The sequence below is a fragment of the Shewanella youngdeokensis genome (genome assembly GCF_033180165.1).
In the GTDB taxonomy this organism is placed as follows: Bacteria; Pseudomonadota; Gammaproteobacteria; order Enterobacterales; family Shewanellaceae; genus Shewanella; species Shewanella youngdeokensis.
Genome location: NZ_CP136522.1, coordinates 4,288,160 through 4,305,000, shown reverse-complemented (window position 1 = coordinate 4,305,000; position 16,841 = coordinate 4,288,160). Strand labels below are relative to the sequence as shown.

General features: G+C 43.7%; 13 protein-coding genes, 1 tRNA gene and 2 rRNA genes (1 of these 16 cut by a window edge). 12 read left to right on the top strand and 4 right to left on the bottom strand.

Annotated elements, in window-relative coordinates; translation table 11 throughout:
• From RGE70_RS18400 to RGE70_RS18380, 5 genes are all read left to right on the top strand, one after another.
• Positions 1 to 2,230 (top strand): 23S ribosomal RNA (locus RGE70_RS18400) (it extends 665 nt beyond the left edge of the window).
• Between the two features lie 136 nt (positions 2,231 to 2,366).
• Positions 2,367 to 2,482 (top strand): 5S ribosomal RNA (gene rrf, locus RGE70_RS18395).
• A gap of 105 nt (positions 2,483 to 2,587) precedes the next feature.
• Positions 2,588 to 2,664: transfer RNA gene (locus RGE70_RS18390), tRNA-Asp, on the top strand.
• 298 nt (positions 2,665 to 2,962) lie between these two features.
• Positions 2,963 to 3,217 (top strand): YkgJ family cysteine cluster protein, encoded by a 255-nt coding sequence (locus tag RGE70_RS18385; RefSeq protein WP_310472844.1) that lies wholly within the window; start codon positions 2,963 to 2,965, stop codon positions 3,215 to 3,217.
• Positions 3,218 to 3,254: 37 nt separating this feature from the next.
• Positions 3,255 to 3,704 carry an Rrf2 family transcriptional regulator gene (locus RGE70_RS18380; protein ID WP_310472843.1) on the top strand — a complete coding sequence of 150 codons (450 nt, stop codon included), beginning with the start codon at positions 3,255 to 3,257 and terminating at the stop codon, positions 3,702 to 3,704.
• Here the strand turns inward: RGE70_RS18380 and RGE70_RS18375 are convergent.
• Genes RGE70_RS18375 through gpmM form a run of 4 tightly spaced genes read right to left on the bottom strand, consistent with a single transcriptional unit; the run spans position 3,685 to position 8,375 of the window.
• Positions 3,685 to 4,440 carry a divergent polysaccharide deacetylase family protein gene (locus RGE70_RS18375; protein ID WP_310472842.1) on the bottom strand — a complete coding sequence of 252 codons (756 nt, stop codon included), beginning with the start codon at positions 4,438 to 4,440 and terminating at the stop codon, positions 3,685 to 3,687. The two genes, RGE70_RS18380 and RGE70_RS18375, sit on opposite strands and share 20 nt — an antisense overlap.
• An 8-nt stretch (positions 4,441 to 4,448) precedes the next feature.
• Positions 4,449 to 5,654 (bottom strand): S41 family peptidase, encoded by a 1,206-nt coding sequence (locus tag RGE70_RS18370; protein ID WP_310472841.1) that lies wholly within the window; start codon positions 5,652 to 5,654, stop codon positions 4,449 to 4,451.
• A 33-nt stretch (positions 5,655 to 5,687) separates the two neighbouring features.
• On the bottom strand, positions 5,688 to 6,821 hold the full coding sequence (locus tag RGE70_RS18365) for a murein hydrolase activator EnvC family protein (RefSeq protein WP_310472840.1): 1,134 nt from the start codon (positions 6,819 to 6,821) through the stop codon (positions 5,688 to 5,690).
• Positions 6,822 to 6,830: 9 nt separating this feature from the next.
• Entirely contained in the window at positions 6,831 to 8,375 is a 1,545-nt protein-coding gene (gene gpmM, locus RGE70_RS18360) for a 2,3-bisphosphoglycerate-independent phosphoglycerate mutase (protein ID WP_310472839.1), read from the bottom strand.
• A gap of 225 nt (positions 8,376 to 8,600) precedes the next feature.
• Between gpmM and RGE70_RS18355 the strand changes: the two genes are divergently transcribed.
• The 7 genes from RGE70_RS18355 (at position 8,601) to mog (ending at position 16,789) form a co-directional block, all read left to right on the top strand.
• Positions 8,601 to 9,035, top strand: a complete 435-nt coding sequence (locus tag RGE70_RS18355) for a rhodanese-like domain-containing protein (protein WP_310472838.1) — start codon at positions 8,601 to 8,603, stop codon at positions 9,033 to 9,035.
• A 227-nt stretch (positions 9,036 to 9,262) separates the two neighbouring features.
• Positions 9,263 to 9,748 (top strand): protein-export chaperone SecB, encoded by a 486-nt coding sequence (gene secB / locus RGE70_RS18350; protein ID WP_310472837.1) that lies wholly within the window; start codon positions 9,263 to 9,265, stop codon positions 9,746 to 9,748.
• A gap of 4 nt (positions 9,749 to 9,752) precedes the next feature.
• Positions 9,753 to 10,766 carry an NAD(P)H-dependent glycerol-3-phosphate dehydrogenase gene (gene gpsA, locus RGE70_RS18345; protein ID WP_310472836.1) on the top strand — a complete coding sequence of 338 codons (1,014 nt, stop codon included), beginning with the start codon at positions 9,753 to 9,755 and terminating at the stop codon, positions 10,764 to 10,766.
• A gap of 241 nt (positions 10,767 to 11,007) precedes the next feature.
• The gene (locus tag RGE70_RS18340; RefSeq protein WP_310472835.1) at positions 11,008 to 12,192 is read left to right on the top strand and encodes a BaiN/RdsA family NAD(P)/FAD-dependent oxidoreductase; all 1,185 of its coding nucleotides are present in this window, start codon (positions 11,008 to 11,010) and stop codon (positions 12,190 to 12,192) included.
• 493 nt (positions 12,193 to 12,685) lie between these two features.
• Complete coding sequence (locus tag RGE70_RS18335) at positions 12,686 to 14,827, top strand: TonB-dependent siderophore receptor (RefSeq protein ID WP_310472834.1); 2,142 nt, start codon at positions 12,686 to 12,688, stop codon at positions 14,825 to 14,827.
• Positions 14,828 to 14,914: 87 nt separating this feature from the next.
• Positions 14,915 to 16,069 (top strand): acetyltransferase domain-containing protein, encoded by a 1,155-nt coding sequence (locus RGE70_RS18330; RefSeq protein ID WP_310472833.1) that lies wholly within the window; start codon positions 14,915 to 14,917, stop codon positions 16,067 to 16,069.
• Between the two features lie 186 nt (positions 16,070 to 16,255).
• Entirely contained in the window at positions 16,256 to 16,789 is a 534-nt protein-coding gene (mog, locus tag RGE70_RS18325; RefSeq protein WP_310472832.1) for a molybdopterin adenylyltransferase, read from the top strand.
• The last annotated feature ends 52 nt before the right edge of the window (positions 16,790 to 16,841 follow it).

Here is a 16,841-nt window from a genome sequence, read left to right as displayed (position 1 = left end):
AACCCGGTGATCTAGCCATGGGCAGGTTGAAGGTTGAGTAACATCAACTGGAGGACCGAACCGACTTATGTTGAAAAATGAGCGGATGACTTGTGGCTGGGGGTGAAAGGCCAATCAAACCGGGAGATATCTGGTTCTCCTCGAAAGCTATTTAGGTAGCGCCTCGAGCGAATACCATTGGGGGTAGAGCACTGTTAAGGCTAGGGGGTCATCCCGACTTACCAACCCTTTGCAAACTCCGAATACCAATGAGTACTACTCGGGAGACACACGGCGGGTGCTAACGTCCGTCGTGAAAAGGGAAACAACCCAGACCATCAGCTAAGGTCCCAAAGTTATTGCTAAGTGGGAAACGATGTGGGAAGGCTTAGACAGCTAGGATGTTGGCTTAGAAGCAGCCATCATTTAAAGAAAGCGTAATAGCTCACTAGTCGAGTCGGCCTGCGCGGAAGATTTAACGGGGCTAAGCAATACACCGAAGCTATGGGTTTGCTAGTTTACTAGCAAGCGGTAGAGGAGCGTTCTGTAAGCCGTTGAAGGTGAAGGGGTAACCCACACTGGAGGTATCAGAAGTGCGAATGCTGACATGAGTAACGATAAAGGGAGTGAAAAACTCCCTCGCCGAAAGACCAAGGGTTCCTGTCCAATGTTAATCAGGGCAGGGTGAGTCGACCCCTAAGGTGAGGCCGAAAGGCGTAATCGATGGGAAACAGGTTAATATTCCTGTACTTCTGCTAACTGCGATGGAGAGACGGAGAAGGCTAGGCTAGCGCGGCGTTGGTTGTCCGCGTTTAAGGTTGTAGGCTGTAAACTTAGGCAAATCCGGGTTTACTTAAGGCTGAGAGCTGATGACGAGTCACTAAGGTGATGAAGTAGTTGATGCCATGCTTCCAGGAAAATCTTCTAAGCTTCAGGTTAGTAGGAATCGTACCCCAAACCGACACAGGTGGTTGGGTAGAGAATACCAAGGCGCTTGAGAGAACTCGGCTGAAGGAACTAGGCAAAATGGTACCGTAACTTCGGGAGAAGGTACGCTGCCGACGGTGATGGGACTTGCTCCCTAAGCTGTTGGCAGTCGCAGATACCAGGTGGCTGCAACTGTTTATCAAAAACACAGTACTGTGCAAACTCGCAAGAGGAAGTATACGGTATGACGCCTGCCCGGTGCCGGAAGGTTAATTGATTGGGTTATCTTCGGAGAAGCTCATGATCGAAGCCCCGGTAAACGGCGGCCGTAACTATAACGGTCCTAAGGTAGCGAAATTCCTTGTCGGGTAAGTTCCGACCTGCACGAATGGCGTAATGATGGCCACGCTGTCTCCAGCCGAGACTCAGTGAAGTTGAAATTGCGGTGAAGATGCCGTATACCCGCGGCTAGACGGAAAGACCCCGTGCACCTTTACTATAGCTTGGCACTGAACATTGAACCTACATGTGTAGGATAGGTGGGAGACTTTGAAGCGACGTCGCTAGATGTTGTGGAGTCGTCCTTGAAATACCACCCTTGTAGTTTTGATGTTCTAACCGCGGCCCCTGAATCGGGGTTCGGGACAGTGCCTGGTGGGTAGTTTGACTGGGGCGGTCTCCTCCCAAAGAGTAACGGAGGAGCACGAAGGTTGGCTAAGTACGGTCGGACATCGTACGGTTAGTGCAATGGCATAAGCCAGCTTAACTGCGAGACATACACGTCGAGCAGGTACGAAAGTAGGTCATAGTGATCCGGTGGTTCTGAATGGAAGGGCCATCGCTCAACGGATAAAAGGTACGCCGGGGATAACAGGCTGATACCGCCCAAGAGTTCATATCGACGGCGGTGTTTGGCACCTCGATGTCGGCTCATCACATCCTGGGGCTGAAGTCGGTCCCAAGGGTATGGCTGTTCGCCATTTAAAGTGGTACGCGAGCTGGGTTCAGAACGTCGTGAGACAGTTCGGTCCCTATCTGCCGTGGGCGTTGGATGATTGAAGGAAGCTGCTCCTAGTACGAGAGGACCGGAGTGGACGAACCGCTGGTGTTCGGGTTGTTATGCCAATAGCATTGCCCGGTAGCTACGTTCGGAATCGATAACCGCTGAAAGCATCTAAGCGGGAAGCGAGTCCTAAGATGAGTCATCCCTAGGAATTTAATTCCTCTAAAGAGCCGTTCGAGACTAGGACGTTGATAGGCAGGGTGTGTAAGCGTTGTGAGGCGTTGAGCTAACCTGTACTAATGACTCGTGAGGCTTAACCATACAACCCTGATGGGTTTTGTATGAGACTGATGTTTTTACATATCAGAATTAGAAGCACTTAATGTTGTGTGACTCAATAATAGATTTCAGTTTACTTGCGTAAGCGAGTAACAGCTTTTCAAATTTACCCAATTTGTCTGGAGACCATAGAGCTGTGGTACCACCTGATCCCATTCCGAACTCAGAAGTGAAACGCAGTATCGCCGATGGTAGTGTGGGGTTTCCCCATGTGAGAGTAGGTCATTTCCAGGCGCTAATTTAGCTTTTCTCTTTTTGGAGAGTGAAGCAAGTCTACTAGCCTTTGACAAGCTAGCGACTTTAAAAGAATTTAGCATAATGCGTAAGCAATTTGCTAAAGGAGTGGTAGTTCAGTTGGTTAGAATACCGGCCTGTCACGCCGGGGGTCGCGGGTTCGAGTCCCGTCCACTCCGCCAACATTACGATAAGCCCTAGCAGAAATGCTAGGGCTTTTTCGTGTTTGAATTTTGTACTTTGTTAATTTCTTTTTGTGTACAGCTGGAATGTATCACTTCAGATAATGCGTTGATTAGGGGAGTTATTGCCTAAAGGCGTGTTTAATGTACCAATAACACAGATGCTGCGATAATTGATTTTGTATGCATTGATCACGGTTCTGTTAATGTACTGAAATGCTCATAGCGGGATGTGATGTTCTTCGTCTCTTTTTTGCTCAGTAACGGTATAATGAACTTCACTACTTAAGGTTTCTAGATGAATTGTCGATTAGGTTGTGGTGCTTGCTGTATCGCACCATCAATAACGACTCCAATACCGGGTATGCCAAATGGTAAGCCTGCTGGGGTAAGATGTGTTCAATTGAACGATGGCAATTTGTGTAAGCTTTTTGGTCAGCCAGAAAGGCCTGAAGTTTGTGGGCAATTTATTGCTACAGCAGATGTTTGTGGTGCTAATTCTCAAGAGGCTTTATGGCTGATTAGCTCTATGGAGCAGGCTACAAGCAGCTGAGTATGAACATTAATACATTTATATATGGATCGGAATAATGCAGTTAACTCGTTACACGGATTTTGGATTAAGAACATTAATGTATCTTGCGCTACACCCTGAACGCGAGTCATTGTTTCGTATTTCTGAAGTGACGGAAGTTTTTGACCTATCAGCTAACCATATATCAAAAGTGGTTCATCATTTAGGGAAGTTAGGTTACTTACAAACGGTAAGAGGTAAGAGCGGTGGCTTTAAGTTGGCAAGAAATGCTAATGAAATCAATATTGGCGAAGTCGTTCGTGCGCTTGAAAACTCGCTGTCTCCGATAGATTGCAGTAAACCATGCTGTCGTTTTACTCCAGCCTGTAAATTAAAAGGTGTTTTAGGTGAGGCGGTTAATGCCTATTTAGCTGTGCTTGATGGCTATACTCTCGATATGATCATTAGTAATAATCATGAGTTAAAATCATTATTACCAGATTTATCTATTTCAATCTTGCAGTAGTCCCCTTTGTGTCCGGCGTTTGATTTGCAATGTTAAATGGCAATAGTTTTGATGGGGGCACAACAGCAATATTAAGCTCAGATAAGCGATGCAGGTTACGACTTAGAAATGCTAATGTTTCTGGGTAAGGGTGCCCGATTACAACAATATTATTGTGTTGTTGAGCAAGGGCTATCGCTTTTTTAAATTGATTATCTAAACCAGTTTGCGATCTGTCATTATCAAGAAATATAGTCCGCTTTAGTAATGGTACACCTACTTTCTTAGCCACTTTCCCTGCTTGAGTGTATTTAGTGGTAACACTGTCTATAAAGAAAATATCCCGCTCTAATAATGTATCCATTACCCAACCCATAGGCTCGGTCAATTGTGTAAGGTGGCTCCCCATGTGATTATTTGCACCTACTGCAAAAGGTACGCTATCAATGGCTGCTGCTAGTTGCTGTTTAAATTCTACTTCTGACATTTCGCTTGTTAATGCACCTGGACCAATGGTTTTGCCATTTAACGCCTGCATAGGTAAATGGACTAAAATTTCATTACCTTGTTTGTACGCCTGTGTTGCAACAGTTTTTCCTAGCGGGGTAAGCGGTAGTACCGAAAGGGTCACGTTCGCGGGCAATGCGAGTACAGCTTTGTCTGATTGGCGATATCCAATATCGTCAATAATGATGGCAATTTTTGCCGCGAAAGAAATAGGGCTAAAGAGTAGAAAACAAATAAGTAGAAAGCGCACAGTTTTAATTATTTTTCTGTTTTAATCCAGGCAATTGCTGAGTTAACGTGCTTGTCATTAGCAATAGAACCTCGAAATGAATTTGTATTTATTATAGACATAGTTTGCTCATTTGTTACAGCTTCTAATGCTATTTTTATGTCGGGTTCGATACCTTTTTCGTGTATATCTGTGCCATTTGGCGTAGTGTATTTTGCAATTGTGAGTTTGATGGCATTACCATTTGAAAGTGAGGGGATTAGGCTTTGAACAGAACCCTTACCAAAGCTTGTTTGCCCTATTAATTTTGCCCTACCATTTTCCTGAAGTGCTGCCGCGAGCACTTCGGATGCTGATGCCGATCCTTTATTGATTAATACCAACATAGGGACACTTGTTACCATCGTTTGTGGTGAGGCGTAATAGTCTGAATTAGCATCAAAAAATCTCCCCTTGGTTGCTACTATTCGACCCTTTTCTAAAAAGATGTCTGCAATCTGTATAGCTTGGTCAAGCAAGCCTCCAGGGTTGTTTCTTAGGTCTAAAATTAACCCATTCAAAGGCGTTTTTTGCCATAAGGCGAGCTGTTTAATTAGCTCTTGTGTTGAATTATCTTGGAAGCTAGATAAACGAATGTAACCAATTTGGTGATCTAACATCTGCGCTTCGACAGAATCGATAACTATGACACTTGGGCTAATAGTGACGCTATATGTCAGTTCTGAATTTGCTCGCGCGAGTTCAAGCTCTATCTCTTGATTGTTGTAACTAAATTGCTTTATTTTTGCGAGTAGATTTTCAAGCTTGTCAGCAGTCACTAATTCATTATTTAGTTTTAGTACTTTATCGCCTGGCATTATGCCGGCTTTTTCTGCTGGAGATTGGGGAAAGGGAGTTACAATAGTAATTTGGTCGTTATCTGTGGCTATCTCTACACCAAAGCCAAAATACTCACCATTGTTACTTTCCCTTATGTTGGTAAATTCATTTTTATCGAGAAAGCTAGAGTAAGGGTCAAGCTTGGTAAAAATCCCTTCAATAGCTGCCTCAATAAGCTCTTGCTCAGTGAATTTTTTGACATAGTAGGTTTCGATAGTGTCGATAACATCGAGTAATAATGGATAGTTGAGTTGTGTTTTATATTGCTGGGTATGCTCTTGACCGAATAATGTAGCCGATAGGCCGAGTATTAAGCCTGCTATAGCAAAACTAAGGTTGCGGATTATGCCTGACATGTTAACCCCTTTTATATTATGGGGTTACTAAACCTACCGCTTACAATATCTAGCAGGATCGACGGCTTGCCCCTTATGTCTTACTTCAAAGTATAGGCCAGACTCGGTCTGTCCACCTGAACGACCGACTAATGCTATCGATTCTCTTTTGTTTACCGTATCGCCAGCCGCTTTTAAAAGGGTTTGTGCGTGGCCATATAAACTCATATATCCTTTACCGTGATCGACTACAAGAACCATCCCAAAGCCCCGTAACCAATCGGCATAAATGACTTTGCCACTAGCAATCGCTTCGATACTTTGACCTTCAGAGGCTGCAATGGTTACCCCTTTCCACTTTACTTGTCCTGAACGCCTGCTACCAAAGCTGGATTTTATTCGTCCTTTTGTCGGCCATTTCAGCTTATTTCTACTTGATAAGCCATCAAGACTGGGATTGTTATTACTGGCAAGTAGTGCCTGTTCAATTACTCTTTTAAGGCTGGCCTGTTCTATTTGTAGCTGTTCAAGCTTGGCGCCACTGTTACTGAGTGTTTTTTGTAGTTGGGCTAACGTTTGCTGACGTTGAGATTGTTCTTGGCTTAAATCTTTAGCTTGTTGCTGTTGCTCAAGGACTAACTTATTAAGTCTTGTTTGGTTCCTTTTTTGTTGCAGCTTTATTTCATCTAGCTCGACGATAGTTGTTTTTAGTTGTTTTATTGAAGCAATTCGAGCGTCGTTTAAATATTGATAATATGCCAGTAACCGCTCTATGCTGGCTGGAGACTGCTGATTTAGCAGCATTTTGCTGTAATCATGATTACCAGCTAGGTAAGCGCTAGCTAGTTGATTTGATAATGTTTTCTGTTGAAGTTTTTTTAGTTTATCTAAAGTGGCAAACTTTTTATCAAGAGCCGCTATTGCTTTGTCAATTTTTGATAATTGCTGTTTGGTTGAATTGACTTTTTTGGCCGAAGCCGCAATGGCTTGTTCATCTTTTTTTAGTAAAGATATTAAGCTTTCTCTTTGTTTTGTTGTGTTTTTTACGGTCGATTGCTGTTGGTTTATCTGAGACTGTATTGATTTAAGCTCAGATTGGCGGCGCTCAAGATCGGTTGCATCAGCTGATATTGAAAGTGGTAGAAAGCCAGCAATAATGCTGGCTTTAATCAAAAGTCGTATATTCACGTGTTAGCGTTACTCTTTGAGTTTAATCAGCGCTCGGCCTGTCATTTCTATAGGCACTTCTCGTCCCATCAAGGTTAACATAGTTGGCGCTAAATCACTCAAACGTCCGCCTTTTTCTATGTCAGCATCACGTCCGACATATATTAAGGGGACTAACTCACTGGTGTGCGCAGTGTGTGCTTGCCCGGTTGATTCGTCAGTCATCTGTTCAGCGTTGCCATGATCAGCTGTTATTAAACACTCGCCGCCTACATTTTCTAGCGCTGTTACTACTCGGCCGATACAGCTGTCGACAGCTTCACAGGCTTTTATCGCTGCGTCAAAGTTACCAGTATGACCAACCATGTCACCATTAGGGTAGTTACAAATAATAACGTCGTATTGAGTCGATTCTATAGCTTCAACTAGTTTATCGGTTAGTTCTGTTGAGCTCATTTCTGGCTGCAAGTCATAGGTGGCGACTTTTGGCGACTCGATTAATATGCGGTCTTCACCTTGAAAAGGTTCTTCTTTACCACCGTTAAAGAAGAAAGTGACATGCGCATATTTTTCCGTTTCTGATATACGCAGTTGTGTCATGCTCTGCTTTTGTAAAGTTTCCCCTAAGGTGTTGCTAAGATCTGTTTTAGGGTAAGCAATTGCGGCGTCAATGTTTGCAGCGTATTCGGTTAACATAACAAAGCGTGCTTTGGGGGTTACAGCGCGATCAAAACCATCAAAGTCGTCATTGACAAAACTTCGGGTAATTTGGCGAGCGCGGTCGGCTCGGAAATTCATGAAAATTAGGGCGTCATCATCCGTCAGTTTTGCGGTGTTTCCTTGGGCGTCAGGAATGGCTGTGCTGCTAACAAATTCGTCGTTTTCACCGCGTTGATATGCAGCTTCGATACCGGCAACAGCATTAACTGCCTGGTGTAAGCCTTTCCCTTCGGTGATAAGTTCATAGGCTTGAGATACTCGCTCCCAGCGGTTGTCGCGATCCATGGCGAAATAACGGCCAATAAGGGATGCGACTTGGCCGGTGCCTAAGGTTTTAAATAGTTCATCAAAATGGGCTAAACCGGCTTTTGCGCTCCGTGGTGGGGTATCGCGGCCGTCTAGAAATGCATGCAAATAAACCTTAGTTGCGCCGCGTTTAACTGCTAATTTGCACATTGCTTCTATGTGGTCTTGATGACTATGGACGCCACCTGGAGACAGTAATCCCATAATGTGAACTGCACCGCCGGCCTTAATGGCACCATCAACTGCAGCGACCAACGTAGGGTTGGTATCAAACTCACCGTCCTCAATTGCTTTACTAACACGGGTGAGTTCTTGATAGACAACACGACCTGAACCAATGTTAATGTGGCCAACCTCTGAATTACCCATTTGACCATCTGGTAATCCAACATCAATACCAGAACCCGATATTAAACTATTTGGTTTTTCAGAATTGAGCTTATCAAGAACTGGAGTGTTGGCATGGTAAACCGCATTGTTATGCGTGTTTTCACGGTAGCCCCAGCCATCGAGGATAAGTAGAGCCAGTGGGCGCTTACGAGTCGTCATGGTAGTCCCTTTGAGTTTTAAAATAAGTTTAAATAATTAATTGGCTAAATATTACTACCAATTACTACTTGGCATAAAGATATTTACAGTGTTTGAAGTTGTCTATTGTTTATCGTCATGGCCAAAGTCAGTCGACTAGCGTGTTGCGGTACTAACATTCTGTCAGCGCAATGGTATACTCTGTGCCTCATTATATTTGGGCCAATAAAAAGTAGGCAGTACAGCATGCAAGAATATATGGAATTTTTTAAAGCAAACCCGATGTTAAGTTTAGCTTGGGTCGGTTTATTTGTAGCACTTATTGTGATGGTATTTAAGTCTAGCTTGTCAAAAGTTAAAAATGTTAACCACCATGAAGCGACCTTACTTATAAACAAGCAAGACGCTAAAGTTGTTGATGTTCGCGGTAAAGAAGAGTTCAAAAAAGCACATATTGCGGGTGCAGTTAACGTTCCTTTAGCTGATATAAAAAATAATCAGCTTGGCGCCCTTGAAAACGCAAAAGCCAGTCCCATTATAATGGTATGCAACGCTGGAATGACTTCTTCTCAAGCGGCTCAATTGATGGTTAAACATGGTTTTGAAGACGTGAATAACCTGAAAGGTGGTATGGGTGAGTGGCAGTCAAATAATTTGCCCGTTTTAAAAAGTAAAAGATAGAAGTGTCGGTGCTGTCATTGCATTGTTGTTAAGTAGTTGATTAAATTGTCGCGACTTAACGTTAATGGTTACCGGCATTGGATCGAGGGGTTCCCCTCCAAGAAAAGCGTCTGTTGACTAAATAAATCTAATACTGGGACAGCTAAGTGAGATATTTCTCATGTTAGGCAAACCCTGAGACTGGCTCTTTTTTAAGTAGCCTCACTAATATTTTAAGGTAGAAAATCATGGCTGAAGTAGCTAACAACGAACAACAAGGTCCACAATTCAACATCCAACGTATCTTCACTAAAGATATCTCTTTTGAAACGCCAAATAGCCCAGCTATTTTTCAAAAAGAATGGACTCCAGAAGTTAAACTAGACCTTGATACTCGTAGCAATAAATTGACTGACGACGTATATGAAGTTGTTCTATCACTAACTGTTACAGCTAAAATTGGCGAAGAAACAGCGTTCCTTTGTGAAGTTCAACAAGCGGGTATCTTCTCAATTACAGGCCTAACTGAACAGCAACTAGCTCACTCTTTAGGTGCTTACTGCCCTAACGTACTTTTCCCATATGCACGCGAAGCAATTGCTAGCCTAGTTAGCCGTGGTACTTTCCCACAATTAAACCTTGCTCCAGTAAACTTTGATGCACTATTTGCTCAGTATGTTCAACAGCGTCAAGCTGCTGCCGCTGAAGCACCTGCAGAAGAAGCAAACGCTTAATCGCATGGAAAACACTGCCGACATTACGGTACTGGGGGCGGGCTCTTATGGCACCGCCCTTGCCATTTCTTTAGCGAGTAATGGCCACAGAACCTTGCTTTGGGGCCATGAACCCGAGCACATAGAAAATCTGAAGAACGACAAGAGCAACCAAGAGTTTTTACCTGGTATTCCGCTTCCCGATCTTCTGATTCCAGAAGCTGATTTAGCAACAGCATTAGCTGCTTCCAACAATATTTTAGTTGTTGTGCCAAGTCATGTCTTTGGGATGGTATTAGCACAAGCAAAACCACTTTTACGCGAAGACGCACGTATTGTGTGGGCGACCAAAGGTTTAGAGCCTGAAACCGGTCGGCTGTTACAAGATGTCGCGCGTGAGGTTCTCGGTGACGATTTCCCTCTTGCGGTTTTATCTGGCCCTACGTTTGCTAAAGAGCTTGCCGCAGGAATGCCTACCGCCATCGCCATCGCTGGAACTGACCCCGAATTTACTGAAGATTTAGTTGAATTATTGCATAGCCCTAAGCGCTTACGTGTATATGCCAATAATGACTTCACCGGCCTCCAATTAGGTGGTGCGGTAAAAAATGTGATTGCGATTGGTGCCGGACTTTCTGACGGTATTGGTTTTGGTGCCAATGCGCGCACCGCGTTAATCACTCGTGGTTTAGTCGAATTAACACGTCTTGGTGAAGCAATTGGTGCGCAAGCATCGACCTTCATGGGGATGGCTGGTTTAGGCGATTTAGTCTTAACTTGTACTGACAATCAATCTCGTAACCGTCGTTTTGGTTTAGCACTCGGCAAAGGCTGTGGTGTTGAAGCGGCGCAAAAAGAGATTGGTCAGGTTGTAGAAGGTTACCGCAATACTAAAGAAGTTTACACGCTGGCTAAACGATTAGGCGTTGAAATGCCAATCACTGAGCAGGTATACCAAGTATTGTACCAAGGTAAAGCGCCGCATGATGCAGCCAAAGAGCTGCTCAGTCGTGATAAAAAGTCTGAAACCCAAGGTTAGTCGGTTTCTCTTTTATCGTCGCAATGGCGTTAATGCCAGGTGTATTTTCCAGTTTACTACCATGGGTGGCTAAGTTGGGATAAATACATCCATGTATAACTCCCGTTTCCTACCATCCGTGGCGAAGACGGGATAAATACATCCATGTATAAAAAAAGGGTGCTAAAATAGCGCCCTTTTTTGTGCCTTGCGAAAAGTGCAGGTGCAACGCAGTAAGTAGTCATTTGTTGGAGTAAATACAGTGGAACATGTCGACGTTATTATCATTGGTGCCGGAGCCGCAGGGCTTATGTGTGCAGCTACAGCGGGTTACCGTGGCCGCAACGTACTTGTACTCGATAATGCCAAGCAAGCTGGTAAGAAAATTCTTATCAGTGGCGGTGGTCGCTGTAACTTCACCAATCAAAAAGTTGAACCTGCTAACTTTCTTTGCCGTAATAGCCACTTTGTTAAGTCGGCGCTGGCGCGTTATCGGTCAAGTGACTTTATTGATCTAGTTGATCGTCATGGTATTGAGTATCACGAGCGCGATCATGGTCAGCTATTTTGTAACGACTCAGCTAAAGAAATTGTCAGTATGTTGCTAACCGAATGCGAATGGGCTGGTGCGACGATAAAACTGCGCACTGAAATTGGTAAGGTTAGTAAAAATGCAGACGGCCTGTTTGAGGTTCACACTGATAAAGCACAATACACTTGTCAGTCGCTCGTTATTGCTACAGGCGGCCTATCAATGCCAAAGCTTGGCGCTTCGCCATTTGGTTACCATATTGCAGAGCAGTTTGGTTTGCAGGTATTGCCAACCCACGCGGGCTTAGTTCCCTTTACTTGGCATAGCGAGCAAAAACAGCGTTTTGAATCTTTATCTGGCATTGCGTTACCAAGCACGATTACTGCTAAAGATGGCACTCAGTTTAGTGAGGCCCTCTTGTTTACTCATCGTGGGCTATCGGGGCCAGCAATTTTACAAATATCTAATTATTGGAAGCCTGGTGAGGCGATTAGCATTAACTTGTTGCCGGGCAAAGATGCGCGCTGCGAAATTGAAAAGCTACTCAATAACAGCCCCAAACAAAGCCTGCGTAATGCTTTAGCGCTATGGTTACCCAAGCGCTTAGTAGAAGCATTGTTTGATGAAGCACTGCTTAATAAAGCCCTTAACCAGCTTGTTCATGCCGAGCGCGAACAACTTGCAGTTGATCTTGAGGCATGGAGCATTGTAATGAACGGTACCGAAGGTTACCGCACTGCAGAAGTGACTCTAGGCGGTGTCGATACAGATGAATTGTCATCAAAAGATATGCAAAGCAAAAAAGAACCAGGGTTGTTTTTTGTGGGCGAAGTGATGGATGTTAGCGGTTGGCTGGGTGGCTTTAACTTTCAATGGGCTTGGAGCTCAGGGGTTGCAGCAGGGCAAGTCGCTTAGTATTTAGCCGTACTACCACCTTGTTGATAACGAGACTCATTTAGTTTTGTTTGTGGAGTTACTTTTATGCGTTTTTGTCTTATAATCCTCGGCCTCAATATTTAGGGGCTTTCTTTTGGACTATTTGACGCTAACTCGACAAAGAATATCATTATGGCTTATCGCCTTAATGGTGCTTTTGTCTGTGGCTTCGTCCGTCCACAGTATTAGCCATTTAAATAAACTACTGAGCCACCACTCAGAACCTTGTGTGTTATGTCTGCATCAACACCAAGACCACAGCGCGTTAGCCTGTAACGCTTTCAAGTTTAAAACTGTAAAACAGCAAATCATTTTTGTAGATGTTGGTTTTAACTCCTTCTACGAAATATTCTCGTCTCCTTTCAATAGTCGTGCACCTCCAGCAATCGCGTAGCGTTTTAACTTTTACAAATTAACTATTATTTGCGTTTTGGTCAGCCAAGGCGTTATTGCTGCTATTTGCGGAGTTTACATGACTTTTGCTACACCTAAATGTGCCCTATTTTCGATGGGTGCAATGTTTGTATATACACTTAATTCAACGGCTTTGGCTGATGAATCTCAATCGAGCGGAGCTCTACTTGAAGAAAGCATTGAGCGGCTTACGATTCAATATCGACAAGCTTATCGTGGCAACATTGCAAGCGAAGAACAGCCACAAGCTATTACCATGCTTGAGCAAAGCTTGATCCAAGATGCCGGATTGACTCGCTTTCAGGATGTACTTGATTTCTCATCGAGCATTGGCCGACAAAACAACGGTGGCGGTTTATGGGATAGTTTTTCGCTGCGTGGTTTTCCTGGTAATGAAAACATGCCGTCGGGTTATTTAATCAATGGCTTTAATGGTGGCCGAGGGTTTAGTGGTCATCGAGACTTATCAAATGTTGAATATATCGAAATTCTAAAAGGGCCCGGCTCAGCTGTTTATGGTCGTTCCGAGCCAGGTGGTACGGTCAACATTGTGACTAAAAAGCCACAGTATCAGACGAGTGGCTATTTAAAAGCGACATCTGGTAGTTATGATCAGTACCGTTTAGAGGGTGACTTTACAACTGGGTTGAGCGACAGCGTCGCGTTTAGAGTGAATGGCGCGTGGCAGGAACATGACAGCTTCCGTGACTTTGTTTATAGCGATAAACAAACAATCACTCCGTCTGTTAGGTGGCAGCTTACTGATGAGTCATCTTTACTGTATGAGTTTGAATACCTTAAGCAGGAACAGTTGTTCGACCGCGGTATTGTGGTTATCGACAATAACTTTGAAACTGTACCGCGCTCGCGTTATTTGGGTGAACCAGATGATGGGCCTACAGTAATTAAGGCTACAGGGCACCAGCTAACCTACGATTATGAAGTAAATGATGATTGGGTTTTTGTTGCTGGTTACAACTACCGCGATTCGTCATTAGAAGGTTTTTCTTCAGATGCTGAGCTGTCTGAAAGTCGACAGTCTTTATACGATGATGGCACCACATTAACCCGTCAGCACCGTTATCGTGATTATAGTTCAGTTGATAACTCCGTTCGTTTTGAGCTAAGCGGCGGAGTTGAAACTGGCTTTATTACTCATAACCTATTGATGGGCGCTGGCGCGTACTATTATGAGTTGCGAACTGCACTTTACCGCTACCGTGGTGAAGAGGGCGACTATGCTATTGATATTCATAATCCGGTATATGGCAGCCCACAACCTGAAGTCAGTCTGCTGTACGATAATGATGAAACCCAAAAAGCTTGGGGCGTTTATGTGCAAGACCAAATGGACTTAACTGATAATTGGAAATTACATTTAGGCCTCAGGTTCGATCAATACCAGCAAGATGTTACAGAGCATTTTGCTGGTACATACGCTAGCCAAGAAGATAGCCGAGTGAGCCCGAAAATTGGTCTGGTGTATCAGTTGTCAGATAACGTCAGCTTTTATTCATCATATTCAGAAGGCTTTTTACCGCTATCGGGCACCGATTACGCAGGTAATCAGTTTGACCCTGAAGAGAGTAAATCGACCGAGTTAGGCATGAAGTTTACCGGTAGCTGGCTTGATGATTTGTCATTTAAAGGTAGCGTTGCCGTTTTTGATGCAGATAAAAGTAATATTCTCACCTCGGATCCGGTGAATGTGGGCTTTTCTGCCACATTAGGGGAAGCTAGTAGCTCAGGTGTTGAATTTGATATTTCAGCCGATCTCACCGACGCTTTACAAGCTAGCTTGTCGTATGCGTATTTAAATACGCGTACCACCAATGAGATGATTAACCCGGACTGGGGGGTCGTGATCCCAGAAGGTAGCCCATTAGTTAACGTACCAGAAAACACCGCTAATGTGATGCTCAAGCATGATCTATACGGACTCAATGTCGATGGTAGTGCAGGCATTAGCTGGCGTTATATTGATAAACGCTTAGGGGACTCTGTTGACCCAAGTTTTATCTTGCCGTCATACCAATTAGTTGGGCTATTTTTAAATGCCTATGTCACTGAAAAATTTAGTGTTGCAGTGAATATTGATAACCTATTTGATGAGCACTATATAGCCAGTAGCTATTCAGCATTATGGGTGGTACCGGGTGAACCTCGTAATTTCAAAATTAGCGTGAAATATGATTTTTAACCAAACATTTCCCAATGGCTATAGTTATTGATATAGCAAAGTAAGCCAGTGTTTAGTGACAATCGATATTTTTAATGAGACCAAAGAATGAGTACACAGAACCAAACCATACTAAAAAAACGTATCGTCAGTATCGATATTATGCGCGGTATAGTTATGTTGATAATGCTGCTAGACCATGTGAGGGAACGTTTCTTTTTTCATGAGCAGGTAACGGACCCAATGACACTGGATAGCACCAGTACCGCGTTGTTTTTAAGCCGGTTTGCGGCACACTTCTGTGCACCTACTTTTGTTTTTTTAACCGGTATTTCAGCCTGGCTGTATAGCCACCCACAATTTGGGCCTCAACGTTCTGCGAGGGAGTTTTTAGTTAAGCGTGGTCTGTTTATCATTGCGTTAGAGTGCACTGTGATTACTTATCAGTGGATGGGCAATTACGACATGATCTGGCTGCAAGTCATGTGGGCAATTGGGGTAAGCATGCTCGCGTTAGCGGCGTTATGTCGTTTGCCAACCGCGTGGCTTGCTGCACTTGGTTTGGTCATTGTATTTGGGCATAACTTATTAACGCCAATCAACTTTTCACCCGGTGAGTGGGGTTACACCCTATGGGCTATATTACACGACCGCGGTAATATTTTACCTAATGACTTCATTGGTATACGTGCCAGTTACCCTGTTTTACCCTGGATAGGTGTTATCTTACTTGGGTATGCATTAGGGCCAATTTATAGTGCAAACTTTGCTGATAGCAAACGTCATCAATTACTCATTGGGCTTGGGTTGAGCTGCTTTGCGATGTTTGCATTGCTACGGGGTTTCAATATTTATGGTGAGACCTTAGATTGGGTTAAAGGTGATTCGCTTTCGATGACATTAAAATCGGTATTTAATGTAACTAAATATCCACCATCTTTGGCGTTTTTGCTCGTTACCCTCGGCGGTACACTGTTATGTTTACGCGGCTTGGAAAGCCTAAAACCACGCTATGGTAAGCCACTTGCTGTGATGGGGGCTGCCCCCATGTTTTTCTACATTGTTCACCTCTATTTATTGCTGTTTATGTACTTATTTGCTGTAAAAGTAATTGGTCCTAATTATGGCGATGTATATGGTTTTACACATATTGCTTATGTATGGATCGTGACTATTGTTTTGTCGGTGTTGTTATATTATCCGACTAAGCGATTTAGTCAGTATAAGCATCAAAGTAAACTGGCTTGGATCAAATACTTTTAACGTTAAAGTGCTAGCTCCATGCCGAGCTAGCTTTTTTAGTGCATATATTCGATATTTATCGAATATAGCTAGATAACTTTATGCTACTTTATAGCCATTGTTACTGAATACAGATCTTGCCACTTGTTTGAAGCGATAAATCGCTATAAATGAGTCTGCAACAGATTAAAGCGAAAGGGTAAAGCAATGAGCAAAGCAAAAATAGGTATTGTTACAGTAAGTGATCGCGCTAGCGCAGGGGTTTATGAAGACCTTTCAGGTAAGGCGATTATTGCAGTACTAAACGAATACCTTACGTCAGATTGGGAACCGGTTTATAAGGTGATCCCAGACGAGACTGACACCATTGAAGCCACATTGATTGAAATGGCTGATGTAGAGAACTGTAGTCTGATTGTAACGACAGGTGGCACTGGACCAGCAAAGCGCGACGTAACCCCAGAAGCAACGGAAGCCGTATGTGACCGTATGATGCCTGGCTTTGGAGAGTTAATGCGCGCCGAGTCATTGAAGTTTGTTCCAACTGCGATTTTGTCTCGCCAAACTGCTGGTCTTCGTGGTGATTCGTTGATTGTTAACTTGCCCGGCAAGCCAAAATCAATTCGTGAGTGCCTAGATGCGGTTTTCCCTGCAATCCCATACTGTATCGACTTGATGGACGGTCCATTTTTAGAGTGTGACGAAGCGGTAATCAAGCCGTTTAGACCTAAAGCAAAGTAACCCTTTATGTCCTTTAAAAAGCCCGAGCTTTAGACTCGGGCTTTTTTATGGT